Origin of the sequence: Holdemanella sp. MSK.7.32 (assembly GCF_024460475.1) — a bacterium.
Lineage (GTDB): Bacteria > Bacillota_I > Bacilli_A > Erysipelotrichales > Erysipelotrichaceae > Holdemanella.
Genome location: NZ_JANFYN010000018.1, coordinates 1 through 14,783 on the forward strand (window position 1 = coordinate 1; position 14,783 = coordinate 14,783).

The 14,783-nt window shown below is 34.8% G+C and carries 16 protein-coding genes and 2 other annotated features; of the genes, 3 read left to right on the forward strand and 13 right to left on the reverse strand.

Annotated features, from left to right (window positions below; translation table 11 throughout):
- The coding region (locus tag NE544_RS05720) for a transposase (protein WP_256268661.1) at window positions 1-656 on the forward strand (656 nt) is incomplete at its 5' end.
- Between the two features lie 158 nt (window positions 657-814).
- Window positions 815-1,744, forward strand: coding sequence for a TIGR01212 family radical SAM protein (locus NE544_RS05725; protein WP_256268662.1), 930 nt, complete (start codon window positions 815-817; stop codon window positions 1,742-1,744).
- A 16-nt stretch (window positions 1,745-1,760) separates the two neighbouring features.
- Here NE544_RS05725 and tyrS read toward each other — a convergent pair whose 3' ends face one another.
- The 13 genes from tyrS to NE544_RS05790 form a co-directional block, all read right to left on the reverse strand.
- Complete coding sequence (tyrS, locus tag NE544_RS05730) at window positions 1,761-2,993, reverse strand: tyrosine--tRNA ligase (protein ID WP_217292033.1); 1,233 nt, start codon at window positions 2,991-2,993, stop codon at window positions 1,761-1,763.
- Between the two features lie 31 nt (window positions 2,994-3,024).
- Window positions 3,025-3,220 (reverse strand) — a binding site (T-box leader).
- A gap of 25 nt (window positions 3,221-3,245) precedes the next feature.
- Window positions 3,246-4,499 (reverse strand): peptidoglycan bridge formation glycyltransferase FemA/FemB family protein, encoded by a 1,254-nt coding sequence (locus NE544_RS05735; RefSeq protein ID WP_256268663.1) that lies wholly within the window; start codon window positions 4,497-4,499, stop codon window positions 3,246-3,248.
- Between the two features lie 12 nt (window positions 4,500-4,511).
- Window positions 4,512-6,926, reverse strand: a complete 2,415-nt coding sequence (gene leuS / locus NE544_RS05740) for a leucine--tRNA ligase (protein WP_256268664.1) — start codon at window positions 6,924-6,926, stop codon at window positions 4,512-4,514.
- 37 nt (window positions 6,927-6,963) lie between these two features.
- Window positions 6,964-7,161 (reverse strand) — a binding site (T-box leader).
- Window positions 7,162-7,179: 18 nt separating this feature from the next.
- The gene (locus tag NE544_RS05745; protein WP_256268666.1) at window positions 7,180-7,578 is read right to left on the reverse strand and encodes a hypothetical protein; all 399 of its coding nucleotides are present in this window, start codon (window positions 7,576-7,578) and stop codon (window positions 7,180-7,182) included.
- Window positions 7,529-7,921, reverse strand: coding sequence for a prepilin-type N-terminal cleavage/methylation domain-containing protein (locus NE544_RS05750; RefSeq protein ID WP_118114471.1), 393 nt, complete (start codon window positions 7,919-7,921; stop codon window positions 7,529-7,531). Before NE544_RS05750 ends, NE544_RS05745 begins: the two co-directional genes overlap by 50 nt.
- Window positions 7,884-8,045 carry a hypothetical protein gene (locus NE544_RS05755; protein ID WP_158567574.1) on the reverse strand — a complete coding sequence of 54 codons (162 nt, stop codon included), beginning with the start codon at window positions 8,043-8,045 and terminating at the stop codon, window positions 7,884-7,886. Before NE544_RS05755 ends, NE544_RS05750 begins: the two co-directional genes overlap by 38 nt.
- Window positions 8,032-8,424, reverse strand: a complete 393-nt coding sequence (locus NE544_RS05760; protein WP_256268667.1) for a prepilin-type N-terminal cleavage/methylation domain-containing protein — start codon at window positions 8,422-8,424, stop codon at window positions 8,032-8,034. The genes NE544_RS05755 and NE544_RS05760 overlap by 14 nt, the downstream gene beginning before the upstream one ends.
- A complete protein-coding gene (gene comGC / locus NE544_RS05765; RefSeq protein WP_117571621.1) occupies window positions 8,402-8,701 on the reverse strand; it encodes a competence type IV pilus major pilin ComGC in 300 nt (99 codons plus the stop codon). Before comGC ends, NE544_RS05760 begins: the two co-directional genes overlap by 23 nt.
- 14 nt (window positions 8,702-8,715) lie before the next feature.
- Complete coding sequence (locus tag NE544_RS05770) at window positions 8,716-9,663, reverse strand: hypothetical protein (protein ID WP_256268668.1); 948 nt, start codon at window positions 9,661-9,663, stop codon at window positions 8,716-8,718.
- Complete coding sequence (locus NE544_RS05775) at window positions 9,623-10,615, reverse strand: ATPase, T2SS/T4P/T4SS family (RefSeq protein WP_256268669.1); 993 nt, start codon at window positions 10,613-10,615, stop codon at window positions 9,623-9,625. Before NE544_RS05775 ends, NE544_RS05770 begins: the two co-directional genes overlap by 41 nt.
- 43 nt (window positions 10,616-10,658) lie before the next feature.
- Window positions 10,659-11,282: an MBL fold metallo-hydrolase gene (locus tag NE544_RS05780; protein WP_256268670.1), complete on the reverse strand. Its 624-nt coding sequence runs from the start codon at window positions 11,280-11,282 to the stop codon at window positions 10,659-10,661.
- Window positions 11,283-11,321: 39 nt separating this feature from the next.
- Entirely contained in the window at window positions 11,322-11,471 is a 150-nt protein-coding gene (gene rpmG / locus NE544_RS05785; protein ID WP_003864966.1) for a 50S ribosomal protein L33, read from the reverse strand.
- A gap of 79 nt (window positions 11,472-11,550) precedes the next feature.
- Window positions 11,551-13,626 (reverse strand): penicillin-binding protein 2, encoded by a 2,076-nt coding sequence (locus NE544_RS05790; protein ID WP_256268671.1) that lies wholly within the window; start codon window positions 13,624-13,626, stop codon window positions 11,551-11,553.
- Window positions 13,627-13,728: 102 nt separating this feature from the next.
- Between NE544_RS05790 and ispG the strand changes: the two genes are divergently transcribed.
- Window positions 13,729-14,778: a flavodoxin-dependent (E)-4-hydroxy-3-methylbut-2-enyl-diphosphate synthase gene (gene ispG, locus NE544_RS05795; protein WP_256268672.1), complete on the forward strand. Its 1,050-nt coding sequence runs from the start codon at window positions 13,729-13,731 to the stop codon at window positions 14,776-14,778.
- The last annotated feature ends 5 nt before the right edge of the window (window positions 14,779-14,783 follow it).

Below are 14,783 nucleotides of genomic sequence, written 5' to 3' on the forward strand. Positions count from 1 at the left end.
CACATCCAGAAATGCTTCAGAAAAAGAAGATTAACACAGTATCTAAAGTGATTCAAAACAAAACATGTCATCGTCAGGCAGTGAGTGATACAATGGCTGACAAGGCCATAGAGTACTCTAAAACCATCTATTCAGGATGTGATAAGGATGATATTGAAGTATTAATCCTTCAGAGATTCATCAAGAAATTAAATGAAGATATGGCAGAGGCTGAAAGAACAATTGGTGAAATGATCAAGCTTGCACAGGAACTACCTGACTTTAATATAATCAAATCCATACCAGGTATTGGAGATAACCTAGCTGCACGCATTATTGCAGAACTAGGTGATATGACAAGATTTAAAAAGAAGAATGAGTTAGTAGCTTTTGCCGGACTGGATCCAAGAATTAGCGAAAGTGGACAAAATGATGGGGATCATATGCACATTACTAAAAAAGGCAATAAACGATTAAGGTGTTTATTATATCTGGCTGTAACGTGTTCTATAAGGCTTAAAAGAGATGATAATAGTATTAAAGATTTCTATATAAAGAAAAAGCAGCAATCAAACCCGATGTGTTCGAAAGCTGCAAAGACTGCATGTGCCAGTAAATTAGTCCGAATAATTTATAGCATGTGCAAAACTGGTGAGTTATACCAGTACAACAAATAACAACAAGATTATACGCCTAAACCACCCTGAAAAAAAGCGCTTTTTCTTCAGGGATTTTCAGCGTGCAATAAAAACCATGAAAAATCATTGATATTTTTTTAATTTTTACTTGATTTCTATTATCCAATTTTTTATGTTAGAATGTTTTGGGTGATACAATGAACAATCCTTATCCTTATTCAAATGACAATAAAAGATATCAAACCATTAATTATTATTTTCGCAACAAATACCATCAAAAAGTAGCGAAAATTCCATTAAATGCAGGCTTTACCTGTCCAAATCGTGATGGATTTAAAGGAACAGGAGGATGCACATTCTGTTCAAGTATGGGCTCCGGTGATAGTATTTTATGTTTTGATGATTCATTGCAGAAACAATATCAAGAAGGCTTAAAGCGCATGCAAAACAAGTGGCCCGATTGTATTGGGTTTGCGTATTTTCAAAGTTATTCCAATACATATGCTCCACTATCTATCTTGAAGAAAATATATGACCCTTTCTTTAAAGATCCAAATATTCCTGGCGTTGCGATTGCGACACGTGCCGATTGTTTAAATGATGAAATCATAGCTTACTTAAATCAACAAGATAAAGAAGTCTGGCTAGAACTTGGTCTTCAAAGCGTACATGAAGATACAATGGAAAAGTGTAATCGTAAACATAGTACAAAAATTGTGTTTGATTGGTTAGACAAATTAAAGGATACAAACATCAAAACATGTATCCATATTATCAATGGGCTTCCTGGTGAAACCAAACAAGACATGTTAGAAACTGTCAAACAGATTTCTAAACATCCTGTCGATGCGATCAAGATTCATATGCTGCACTTAATTGAAGGTACACAAATGGCTAAAGAATATGAAAAAGAACCATTTCATATTTTAACTTTAGAAGAATATGTCGATATTGTCGTCGATCAATTGGAGTTATTACCCCAAGAAGTCATCATTGAACGTTTAACAGGTGATGGAATTGCGAAAGATTTAATGGAACCAAAATGGACAATCAAGAAAACGATTGTGACAAATGAAATTGATAAGTTAATGGTAAAAAGAAATACGTGGCAAGGCAAACATGTCTAACCACGTATTTTTATTTTTATTTCAAATTTAAACAATAATATCTTTTCTTACCACGACGAATGATTACATAGTTAGATACATAGGCTTGAGTAGAATCAATAACCAAAGCTTCATCATTGACTTTGACACCGTTTAAGCTAATGGAGTTTCCTTTGATCCACTCTCTAGCTTCACGACGACTCGAAGCAATCTTAGCCTCAACTAAAACATCGATTAAAGTCTTTCCAGCTTCTTGGTCTACTTTGTCCATGTTTTTAACCGCATCTAGACGTTGTTGTTCATCCAAATCATTAAGTTGACCTCTGAATAATGCGTTTGTGATTTTTAAAGCCGATTCTAAACCTTCTTCACCATGTAAATCACGTACAACTTCTTCAGCCAATTTCTTTTGTGCCTCACGTCTTCCAGCATCTTCTTTTAAAGATACTTCTAAAGCATCAATTTCTTCTTTTGTTAGGAATGTTAATTTCTTTAAATATTCAATGACCTTTGAATCATCCGTGTTGAATAAGAATTGATATAATTCATAAGGTGAAGTCTTTTTAGGATCCAACCAAACCGTTCCTGTTTCACTCTTACCAAATTTAGTTCCATCCGCTTTCGTAATTAATGGCATAGTCAAGCCATAACATTTCACGTCTGCACCACATTTTTTACGAATCAACTCTAGACCTGAAGTGATATTTCCCCATTGGTCTTGTCCACCAATCTGCATTGTACAACCTCTTGTCTGGTATAGATTTAAGAAGTCCAAAGATTGAAGGATCATATAAGAAAATTCTGTATAACTGATTCCTGAATCTAAACGTTTTTTAACAGTTTCTTTATTCAACATATAGTTTACATTGAATAATTTTCCATAATCACGTAAGAAATCAATAATTGTGATATCTTTTGTCCAATCTAAGTTATTGACCATGTCAAAGCCCCATAATTTAGAGATTTGTGCATGTAATGCATCATAATTTGATTTTAATACTTCTGGAGTCAACATACTTCTTTCTCCAGTTGCCTTTGGATCTCCAATAAATCCAGTGGCTCCACCCACCAACATGATTGGGTGGTGTCCATGTTTTTCTAAACGTTTTGCCATCAACAAAGATGAATAGTGCCCAATGTGTAAGCTATCTGCCGTTGGATCCGTACCAATATAGAATGTAACTTCCCCATTATTGATGACATCTTCTACTTCTTCACTTGTGACGTTGTCAACTAGACCACGCCATTTCAATTCTTCAAATAATTCCATTTTGTCCTCCTGATAATAAAAAAAATCGCCCTATAAGGACGATTGAATCGCGGTACCACCTTACTTCATACAAAATATTTTTTGTATGCACTTAAACCTTTAACGCAGGTATACGTCAAAATTGAAGCTCCAAGGTGTATTCCACAGGTCTATTTGAAACTTTACACCAACCAGTTTCTCTCTAAGAAATAGATAATCTGTGTACTCTTTCTTATCATAGCGAATTTATTATATCGAATCTAGAATCTAAACTCAATATATATGTTTTAAATTGTTGTAAATTTTAAAGATAAATGGTTTACAAGGCAAGATAAAGTTACCAATATATTCATGCACTACAGCATTAAAACCTCTTTTAAAATCAAAAACTCCATATCCCTCTTGTTCAGGTTCGAATAAACCACTAATACCATAGAAGTTATAGTACTCATACCCTTCTTCTATAGCTTCTTGAATCATATTCCAATGAATCGCATATGGTCCTCTAAAGACTCTTTGTTCATAATTACTTGATCCTACCAAATAAATAATTTGATTTGAATACTTCAAGAATAAACAACAAGCCAATGGTACTATTTCACCATATTCATTTCTTAAACCTGAAATTTGGTTTAATTTTTTCTTTAAAGAATTATAGTATTCTTCATCCGTCTTTAAACGTTTTTCCTTTTTAACATTACCAGGATTTGATTCTAAGAATATCTTTGTCTTTTCAATATCTTTTAAAGTCTTATCATATTCTTTCTGTATTTTAGAAGAATATTGATCTAAATCTAAATAAGACAACCACGTTTCTACATGATCATCGCCATAGAACTCATAAAGTTCTTTATAATAGTTTAAATCAAAAGCATGGAAGTTATGACGCTTACTCGTCTCTTGTTCCATAGAATCTAGAATATCTAATTCATTAACATTTAATTTTCTGACATTTACACAATATTTTTGTGCACTACGAACGTCCTGTCTTGTTGTGTAAGAAAACTCTTTAAAAATATCATCGGCCGTTTTATTACGTAGATCTAAACTTGAACACCAACGACACTCTTTATTTAAATCATAGCCTTGAGTCAATGGAAGTTGTACAAAGCCTGATGACTTCAAATTTTCTACTACATCAAAATTATTGAATCCACCTTCAACAATATTTCCATCTTTATCTCTTTCTTGTAAATCAATCTCCGGATCTGTTTCTAGATACACAACATTCTTCTTTTTAAGATATTTTTTCAACTCGGATACAAAACTATTAAGCTTATCCTTTTGTTTATAATCAGCAATAAATCCTCTTGAAATATAACAATATTTAAAGACTTTCATCAAAGGAATATATGCAAGCATACATGTTGCATATACATTACCTTGCTCACTAGCTTGAATAAATTCAACTTGCCAGCCATCATGCATAAACTTTTGTGCCTGAAAATCCGATTGTTGAAAGATAACAGCATCAAGAGTATCTAAATAATTACGATACTCTTGGATACTTATGGTTTTAATTTGCATAAACACACCTTCTTAGTTGGCAACAATGTTTACAACTTTACCCTTAACAACGATCACTTTACGAATTGTCTTTCCTTCAAGCTGGCGTTGAACTGTTTCAAGTTCCATAGCCTGTTTTTGAAGTTCTTCATTGCTTGAACCAACAGCCGCTTCAAACTTACCACGCACTTTACCATTGACCTGAACAACACAAGTGATTGTATCTTCCACTAATTTAGCTTCATCATAGGTTGGCCAAGGCTCATACGCAATTGTAGATTCGTGACCTAATAATTGCCACATTTCTTCACCAATATGAGGTGTAATACATGAAAGCATCTTCACGATTCCTTCGGCATATGGTTTATAAACGGTGTCAGCCTTATATGCTTCATTCACAAAGATCATCATTTGTGAAATAGCTGTATTGAATCCTAATGATTCATAATCTTCGGTAACCTTTTTAACAGTCTGGTTATAGACCTTATCTAATTTACCATCATTTGTATCTGTGACTTTACCAGATTCAATAAATAATCGATAAACACGATCAATCCATCTTCTAGCACCATCACATCCAGCCATTGACCATGGTTTACTTTGTTCTAATGGTCCCATGAACATTTCATATAAACGTAGTGTATCGGCACCATATTTTTTTACGATGTCTGAAGGATTGACAACATATTTAGGGAATCGTTTTCCCATTTTAATTCCGTTTTCACCTAAAATCATACCTTGGTGCACTAATTTCTTGAAAGGTTCTTTACATGCCACAATACCCTTATCGTATAGATAGTTGTTCCAGATACGTGAATACATCAAATGTCCTACCGCATGTTCTGGTCCACCAACATATAAATCAACAGGCATCCAGTGCTTTAATAATTCTGGATCGGCCAATTGTTTATCATTGTGTGGATCAATATAACGTAAATAATACCATGAAGATCCAGCAGAACCAGGCATTGTACTTGTTTCACGAACACCCTTTACACCATTTTGGTTGTATTGTTTCCATTCTGTCGCATTTTCAAGTGGTGCTTTTCCATTGTGTCCCTTATAGTCTTCTAACTCCGGTAAAATCAATGGCAATTCTTCATCTGGAAGAACATAGTCAGTTCCATCTTCTAAGTGTACGATTGGTACGGGTTCTCCCCAATAACGCTGACGAGCAAAAATCCATTCACGGAAACGATAGTTTACTGTTTCTTTGGCAATCCCCATATCCACTAATTTTTTAGTGATAGCTACTTTTGCCTCTTCTACAGTAAGACCTGTAAATTCTTCGGAGTTGATTAGCTTGCAGCCTTTTCCTAAATAGTCCTGTTTTTCAAAGGCATGCTCACTTACGTCTCGTCCTTCGATAACTTGAATCCTGTCAATATTGTGGGCAATCGCATATTCAAAGTCACGTTGATCATGACTTGGTACAGCCATAACAGCACCCGTTCCATAATTTGCCAAAACGAAATCTCCAATAAAGACTTCAACTTCTCTGCCATTGACTGGGTTGATGGCTTTAATACCTTCTAGACGACATCCTGTTTTTCCTTTATTCAATTCTGTACGGTCCATTTCAGATTTAGAAACCGTTTCTTGAATATAAGCTTTTACTTCATCTTGATTTTTAATTCTAGGCATTAATTCCTGCACTAAATCTCCATCTGGTGCAAGTACCATGAATGTAATACCATAAATTGTTTCAATACATGTTGTAAAGATAGAGAATTTTCCTCCACCTACAATTTCAAATTGAACCTCAACACCCGTTGAACGGCCAATCCAGTTTCTTTGCATTTCCTTTGTCGATTCTGGCCAGTCAATTTCATTTAAACCTTCAAGTAATCGTTCCGCAAAAGCAGCCTGGTCGATACATAGTTGTTTCATATTTTTACGAATAACTGGATATCCACCACGTTCACTCTTACCATCGATAACTTCATCATTCGATAATACTGTACCTAATTCTTCACACCAGTTTACTGGCATGTCTACATATTTGGCATAGCCATCTTTATACAATTGTTTAAAAATCCATTGTGTCCAATGATAGAATTCTGGATCAGATGTTGCGATCATTTTTGACCAGTCATAGTCAAATCCTAATTCCTGCAACTGTTTTGTGAAAGTCTTGATATTTGTTTGTGTAAAGCCATTTGGGTTATTTCCTGTTTGAACAGCATATTGTTCAGCTGGAAGTCCAAATGAATCATACCCCATTGGGTGAAGCACATTATATCCTTGCATACGTTTCATACGCGAAACAATATCTGTAGCTGTATATCCTTCTGGGTGTCCAGCATGCAATCCGACACCACTTGGGTATGGGAACATGTCTAGTGCATAAAATTTAGGTTTTGAAAAATCCCAAACATCCGTTTTGAATGTTTCATGATCTGCCCAATATTTCTGCCATTTCTTTTCTACTTCTAAATGATCGTACATATTAGCCTCCTATTAAAAATAAAAAACGCCCTTGAAATCTAAGGACGTTTGTACGCGGTACCACCTTAGTTCACAATTCTCATTGTGCCCCTCAAACTCTTTATCGCAGAGTATACGGATAACATTACTCATCAGCTCCTTAGCAAGTTCAAAGGCTGTACAATGCTAAATTTCACCAACTTTAGCTCTCTAAAAATTGTCATTTCCTTCTACTACTCTAATTCATCGCTATGAGTCAATTTTATCTTTTTTTTCATTGTTCGTCAATATCAACCGAAACGATTGCCTTATCATCATAATAGATTTTCATTGAAACATCTAAATATGTACATTCAATAAAAGTCTCATGATCTTCAAAATGCACATCTATATTCTGTATCCTTTCATCTTTGTCCTTTAATATTTTTTCACTCGTATGACACAACTTAATGCGATTATTATGATGGATCATATGCTTGGCATGATCTACAATGGATAGTTCAAGAATATTTTGTTGATTTGCCTTTAATAAATACACATTTTGAAGGGTACTCAACGATAAAAAAGATACAATCTGAAGCACTAGAAACAAACACACTAGACTTACTTCACTGGCATACCCATTAATAGAGTTCAAAGTCATAGGCTTTATTCTTCTTTTTGAACCAAACATAATATCCATCTTCTTTCTTATAAAATATAGCCTCATCAATTTGTTCCATATAGATTTCATAGCCAGGACTCTTCACAATGCGATGCTTATCAAAATACAAGACCTTCTTTTCATGATTTAAAATATAACTTAGACAATCCGATTCTATTTTCAAATCATTTGATTGTGCAAGTTCTCTTCTTAATTGTAAAACCGCAAATTGATTCTGCGTATCCACATCCATATGGGCAAAGTGCAAAGCACAACGCATAAGCATACAGCCTAATAAGCTGACTAAACTTGTGATAAACAACGCCAACAAAGCTTCAATCAGAGTAAAACCATTTCTTTTCAATTTTTTCATCAATCTTTAGATTCCTTTGAAAATATAAAGTATAAATACCATTCAATATAAGACTTGCACAAACCAAAATCACAAAGAACGCAAACAAGGCATCTTCGAGTAAAAAGCCATTATTCTTTTTCAAGACGAACCCTCCCAGCTCCAACCTGGAAAACAAGTTTCATTTGACTCGATGCATTTTGACAATGAAGTGACATAGCCTTAGACATGTTGCCCTTGGCATTGTAGTAAAAAGATACATGATCACACGCAATATCATGGGGTATTTTATATTCAACATCATCCATATAGATCGAATCACCAATTTCAACATACACTTTTCGATGTTTTACATACGCTTTTTCCTGAGCCGTAATACATAGAGTCTGCAGATTTTTCATAAACACATATAAAGAAGAGTGCATCTTTGTAGAAAGCCCAAATCCAAGCATAGAAACAATAAGCAGCACCACTAACATTTCAATGAGGGTAAATCCATTCTTATTGGGATACGGCTTGCCCATCTACGATCACCACTTTACTATGATCCGGACATGTATCCTGTCCTTTTTTTAAATAACCAAAATCAATCAATTCCTGCACGCTGGTTGGCGTTTCTAATTGATCAATTTCATATAACATGATTTGCGAGTTGACAATTTCAAGTAAAGCTTCACACCCCTTATTACGAATAATCTTTTCTTTTTGTTGAATATTTGGAAGTGTGATTAATAAAAGTAGCGCAACAATCAACATCACAATCATCATTTCAAGTATTGTAAAACCATTTTTCTTTTCCATTTTTCTTTCTCCTTTTAGAATTGATTTAACATATTGAGTGGCATCATCATAATTTGATAGACAATCAAAACTAAGATTCCAATACTGATATACGAAAACAATTGAATACCCGTCGATATCTTCTTGACAGACTTTTCTAGATCTAGACTGCATTTCTTCATGTACAAGTCAAAAAAGACGTGCATTTGGTTGCTCGTTAAGGCATAGACCAACATCTTTTTAAAATCCGAATCAAACACTTCGATTTCTAGAAAACTTTTTTCTAGACTCTTTCCATTTTTTAAACACGCAAGAATTTCATTTGAAACCTTTCCAACAACACTAAAATTCATACACGCTAATGTTTCTAAAATTTCCTGTGTCGAAGTATAAGACTTGTCTAAAGCTTGATACATACATACAAATTGGAGCGATATCATTTTTTTCATTAACTGAAATGGACATTTCATCTTCGAATTGTATTTATAAAACAATACATAATAAAGAAACAAATAGAAGATCATGGATAGAATCGTAAATCCAAAACCCCACTTTAATAGATGGATAAACACAAATACCATTCCATTTGAAATGTAGTCTTTCATTTGAACAAGGACATAGTCTGAAAAGAATTGAATCATAAAGAACGCAAAGATCAATAAAAAGAACGGATAGCTAATCTTCTTTAAAAGTGTTTCAAAAAAAGTATTCGAACTTTTCTCAATTTTATTTACACAATCCAACGCATCACTTAAATTTAATTTTCTAGATAGAATTCGCAAATATTTAAAATACAATTTCTTTTGATTTCGAGTAAATATTTCTTGAAGACTCATCCCTTCTTTTAAATACGTTATGATTTCTTCATCCTTTTTAAATGTTAAATGAATCAATGTATCTAATGGCAAGCCTTGATTCATCAACATCGCAAATTGTTCAATTTCATCCCGATAAACTAAGACTATCGTATTTTGCCTGGGCATCCACGATATATCCTTTTTCAATACCTTCTGTAATCTTTTTAGATAAAGTTTTAAATTCTTTTGGATACCTTCCGTGTTCCAAGACATACTGCAACGTTTTTTGATCCATGATTTCATAAACACATACCTTAGAGTCACCTTTCGAATATAGGCGTTGTGAAATAATGGCCGTACAAACACTAGCCAGATCTTTCTTAGATACACCTAGATCTTCAAGACGACGAATACACTCCTTTCCATCTTTGGCATGAATACTCGTAAAAACAAAGTGACCGGTTAAACTCGCTCTCAAGACCATCTTTGCGGTATAGCTGTTTCTTGTTTCACCAATACAAATAATGTCAGGATCATGCCGCAACAATTGTTCAATACCGACATCATAGGTAAATCCCATACTTTCATTAATCTGCAGCTGCAAGTAAGAATCATCCTCAATCTCAATGGGATCTTCAAGGCTGACCACTTTATGCTTCTTGGTTTTGGCAATCTCATGAAGTAAGGCATGTAGCGTCGTGGTCTTTCCACTATTGGTCGGACCTACACTAATAACTAAGCCTTGTCTTAATGGCACAAGTGAATTGAAAAAATGCGTGTCTTCTTTCCATAAAGATAAAACATTTAGTTCAATCGCATGCATCGTATTCAACATTCGAATAACACCTGTTTGCACGTTATGATTATTCAGCATACTGAAACGACAAAAGATTTCGTGATTATGAAGTAAAATTTTGAATTGGCCACTCTGTGGAACATATGGACTGGTAAGATCCATTCTAGAAATGAACTTGAGATACTCAAAGAATGCGGGCTGCCAAATATCTTGGTAGACATCTAACATTTCATTTTGCGTTCGAAGTTTGATTTGAAGTTTTTGATTCTGCACGACAAAATGAATATCACTTGCCTTTTTTTCAATCGCATACGCAATGAGATCTTGCAATAAATCATCCATTTTTTATCACCCCTTCTCATATACGAAAAAAAAAGCAGAAATTCTAATAAATTTCTGCATATTTTAAACTTTCGTTCCATTTTTTCTCTTGCGATAAAGAAGTGGATGGGCCATGACCTGGATACACTTTATAATCCTTGTCTAATTGAGCCAATTTTTTTAGAGATTGTTTCATACTAGATACAGAGCCTGTTGCCAAATCCATTCTTCCAATAGATCCTTGAAATAAAACATCTCCAGTAAATAAACAATCTTCAATTTTTAATACAGTTGAACCAACGGAATGTCCTGGACAATACATGGCTTCTATATCAAATCCTGCAATGGTGTTCTTTCCTTCTAAAATGGGTTTACATTTTGCGCCACATGTAACATCCATATAGAAGGCAGAAGATGAATTTAAATCGGGATCTTGAAGAAAATCAAATTCATTGGGATTTAAATACACATCGCAATGGAATGCATCCACAATCTTATCTATACCTGAAATATGATCAAAGTGTGCATGTGTTAAAACAATGGCTTCTAGAGTGCATTCATTTTCTTTTAAGATGAATTCAAGGTTTGGATACATATCTGCAGGATCAATCAAGATGGCATGATGATTTTCCATCACCAAATAACAATTCGCCTGTACGGGTCCTAAGGGTTGTTGAAGTACTTTCATAGTCTAATACATAAAAAAGACCGAATAAAACGGTCTTTCTTACTTTTTCTCCTTATGTTCAGTCTGCTGATTGCATTTTGGACAATATTTTTTAACAGTCATACGTTCAGGATGTTTTTTCTTATTTCTTGTACCAATATAATTTTCTTCACCGCAAACAGAGCACTTAAATGTAATACGATCTCTCATGTTCAGTCCTCCTCACATTAGTAATTACTAGTTGATTCTAGCATAACTTACAAGTCAATTTCAAGTCATTTTCAAAATTTTAACTTGCTGGATACAATTCAAAATATTTTTTTACCACTTCTGGCATAACAGCCGTTGTACAAATGTTTGGTGCAACGCTCTTAGTATTCATTGAAGAAGTCGGTGCCGAGCACGCAAAAGACATCGTTGGAGACGAACTTGGTGCATATCCAACTAGGTTTGCGGTTGTATAGTCGTCAACTTCAGCTGTACCTGTTTTAGCCGATACTTCCACGCCAATATCCTTTAGCTCATCCCCACAATAGCCAGAAGATACACAGGCTCTAAATCCTTGTTGCACACGCTCTAAATATTGCGCATTCTTTTCAGGTAATGTAGATTTAATTTTTTTGCCTTTACTCACAACTACTTCACTCGAATTGACTTCTGTCGCATAAGCCATAAAGTGTGGTTCATATAAATTACCACCTGAGGCAATGGTTGTACTATAAGTAGCCAATTGAAGTGGTGTATACATATCAAACTGACCAATCGAATAGTTTAGTAACATGCCTGGTTCAGAACCATAACCCATATAAGAGCTCGATTCATTTGGCACATCCACACCCGTCTTATTGCCTAGGCCAAACATCGAATAATAAGAACGCATTAAATTTAGCGTACCCTGAAGGTCTGCCACAGCTAATGGTTCTTTTTCTACATAGCTTGAACCGGCTAAACGGATGGCTACATTAAACATATAAACGTTACTACTTACTTGTAGTGCAGATACATCATCAACAGGTCCATGGTCTTCATACGAACCAAATTCTTGACCACCAATATTCATAACTTTATCGACAATCACTTCACCTGGACTTACGGCATGTTCACTCTCACCCATATAGACAGTAGCCCCCTTGATACAAGATCCTGGGTTCACTAAAGACATATAGTTACCAGAGGCAAAGTAGGTCATTTCTTTAGTGTCTAGATCCATTTGATAGCCAGACATCGCAAGTACCGAACCATCTTTTGAATTTAAAACAGTCGTAAATAAAGATTGGAAGTTTTCACGATTTTTCGTACCACCATTCTCACTCAAAGTATTCTTTAATACATTATCTAATGTAGATTGAAGATCGATATCAATTGACAAATGAATGTCATATCCTTTTTTGGCTTCCTGAATCACTTCTTTTTGCGCTAGCCCCTTTGAATCATAGGTGATCTTGGCAATTTCTGGAGTTCCTGCTAGTAAATCATTATATTGATATTCTAGGCCCGATTTTCCAACACTCGCATTATATTGATAACCTTTCGATAGATAATAACTGGCAAGCTCACTTGGTAATCCTTGGGTACTTGTAGTAACACTGCCTAAAACGTCGGATAAAGATTCGCCATATGGATATTCGCGTTTCCAACCTCCAAAATCAACGTCAAAACCAGGAAAATCCGTTTTGTGTTCCACTAAATACGCGACATCATCATCACTGACATCTTCTAATACAACATTTTCTTGACCTGTACTTTGGTTGGCCACCATTCTTTGGTAGATAACACACATCTTTAGATCAGCCTGAGACATTTCTCCAATTTGTTTCTTACCAATACGATTCATTAAAATTTGATATCTTTTACTTTCAGCATCATCACCCCATGCCCCATTTTTATATTGTTTCAATTCTTTCGCAGTCAATAAATGATTGGCGGCATATTCACTATCACTCGGTGATAAGAATGATTTGTATGTGATATACGCTTGTTTTTTATCTTCATCCGTAAAATCTTTAGCACTGACACTGAAGACTTTTACAATACGCTTGGCATACAATTCATAGTCATCTTCATCAAAATTATTGGGTGAAGTAAAAACGATATTGTGACTGACTACTGTTTTAGCTAAGATTCTTCCCTTACAATCATAAATCTGGCCTCGTGGTGCCGATGTATATTGTTTGATGGACGTATAGTCTTCACGCTTTGCGGTATAGTCATTATATGAAATGATCTGCAGATAAAACAATCGTAAAAAGATGACCAAGAAGCACACGACTATTGTGAGTGTAAGTATCAATATACGATTGGAAATGACTTGATCAACAGATACATTTTGATTTGCCCTTTTCAATGTTTTTCTACTCTTTTTCAATTGGATCCCCCTTTGTACGAAACAATATATATTATACACGTTTCCAAGATGAAATGGAAAAAAAAGAAGGAATGGCGTATACTTTAATCATGGAGGTTGTCTATGAAAAGAACAGAAACTCGTCAAGTAAAAGTAGGAAATCTTGAAATTGGACATAATAATCACGTCATTATTCAATCTATGTGTAACATAGAGACTAAAAAGGCCGATGAAGTTGCCAAACAAATTTTAAACCTAGAAAAAATGGGATGCGAATTGATTCGTGTCAGCTGTATGGATATGGAGGATGCCAAAGCCATTAAAGACATTAAGAAACAAATTCATATTCCATTAGTAGCCGATATTCATTTTGATTATCGTTTAGCCTTGGCATGTATTGAGGCCGGTGTGGATAAGATTCGTTTAAATCCAGGTAATATTGGGGCTAGAGAAAATGTAGAAAAGGTTGTGAAGGCGTGTAAAGAAAAACACATTCCGATTCGTATTGGAATCAATGGTGGTTCTTTAGAAAAGGATATTCACGAAAAATATGGCAAGCCAACAGCCCAAGGTATGATTGAAAGTGCTAAAAGACATGTACAAATTCTAGAAGATCTAGATTTCTATGATACTGTATTATCTTTTAAATCCAGTGATCCATTACTTTGTATTGAAGCTTATCGCTTGGCTGCCCAAACCTTTGATTACCCACTACACTTAGGTGTAACCGAAGCAGGTACTACAATGACAAGTGCCATTAAGTCTAGCTTAGCTTTAGGTACATTATTAAATGAAGGTATTGGAAATACGATTCGTATTAGTGTGAATGGGTCTCCTGAAAAAGAAATTCCCATTGTCAAAGAATTATTAAAAGATTGTAAATTGATTCAAAACGTACCGAATCTAATCGCATGTCCAACTTGTGGACGTACACAATGGGATATGGAGCCAGCCGTAAATGAAATTGAAAGCTATCTTCAAACCGTCAATAAAGATGTCACAGTCGCCATCATGGGATGTGCTGTCAATGGTCCAGGAGAAGCAAAACATGCCGACATCGCCATTGCGGGCGGCAAAAAAGAAGGGTTATTGATCAAGAAGGGTAAAATCATTGAAAAGATTCCTCAAGACAAGATTGTGGCTCGTTTAAAAGAAGAAATTGATAAATTTTAAAAAAT

Bases quoted from the DNA above. Each gene is read 5' to 3' on its own strand.
- NE544_RS05725 (WP_256268662.1), top strand. From the start codon at position 815: ATGAACAATCCTTATCCTTATTCAAATGACAATAAAAGATATCAAACC.
- tyrS (WP_217292033.1), bottom strand. From the start codon at position 2,993: ATGGAATTATTTGAAGAATTGAAATGGCGTGGTCTAGTTGACAACGTC.
- NE544_RS05735 (WP_256268663.1), bottom strand. From the start codon at position 4,499: ATGCAAATTAAAACCATAAGTATCCAAGAGTATCGTAATTATTTAGAT.
- leuS (WP_256268664.1), bottom strand. From the start codon at position 6,926: ATGTACGATCATTTAGAAGTAGAAAAGAAATGGCAGAAATATTGGGCA.
- NE544_RS05745 (WP_256268666.1), bottom strand. From the start codon at position 7,578: ATGTTTGGTTCAAAAAGAAGAATAAAGCCTATGACTTTGAACTCTATT.
- NE544_RS05750 (WP_118114471.1), bottom strand. From the start codon at position 7,921: ATGAAAAAATTGAAAAGAAATGGTTTTACTCTGATTGAAGCTTTGTTG.
- NE544_RS05760 (WP_256268667.1), bottom strand. From the start codon at position 8,424: ATGGGCAAGCCGTATCCCAATAAGAATGGATTTACCCTCATTGAAATG.
- comGC (WP_117571621.1), bottom strand. From the start codon at position 8,701: ATGGAAAAGAAAAATGGTTTTACAATACTTGAAATGATGATTGTGATG.
- NE544_RS05770 (WP_256268668.1), bottom strand. From the start codon at position 9,663: ATGCCCAGGCAAAATACGATAGTCTTAGTTTATCGGGATGAAATTGAA.
- NE544_RS05775 (WP_256268669.1), bottom strand. From the start codon at position 10,615: ATGGATGATTTATTGCAAGATCTCATTGCGTATGCGATTGAAAAAAAG.
- NE544_RS05780 (WP_256268670.1), bottom strand. From the start codon at position 11,282: ATGAAAGTACTTCAACAACCCTTAGGACCCGTACAGGCGAATTGTTAT.
- rpmG (WP_003864966.1), bottom strand. From the start codon at position 11,471: ATGAGAGATCGTATTACATTTAAGTGCTCTGTTTGCGGTGAAGAAAAT.
- ispG (WP_256268672.1), top strand. From the start codon at position 13,729: ATGAAAAGAACAGAAACTCGTCAAGTAAAAGTAGGAAATCTTGAAATT.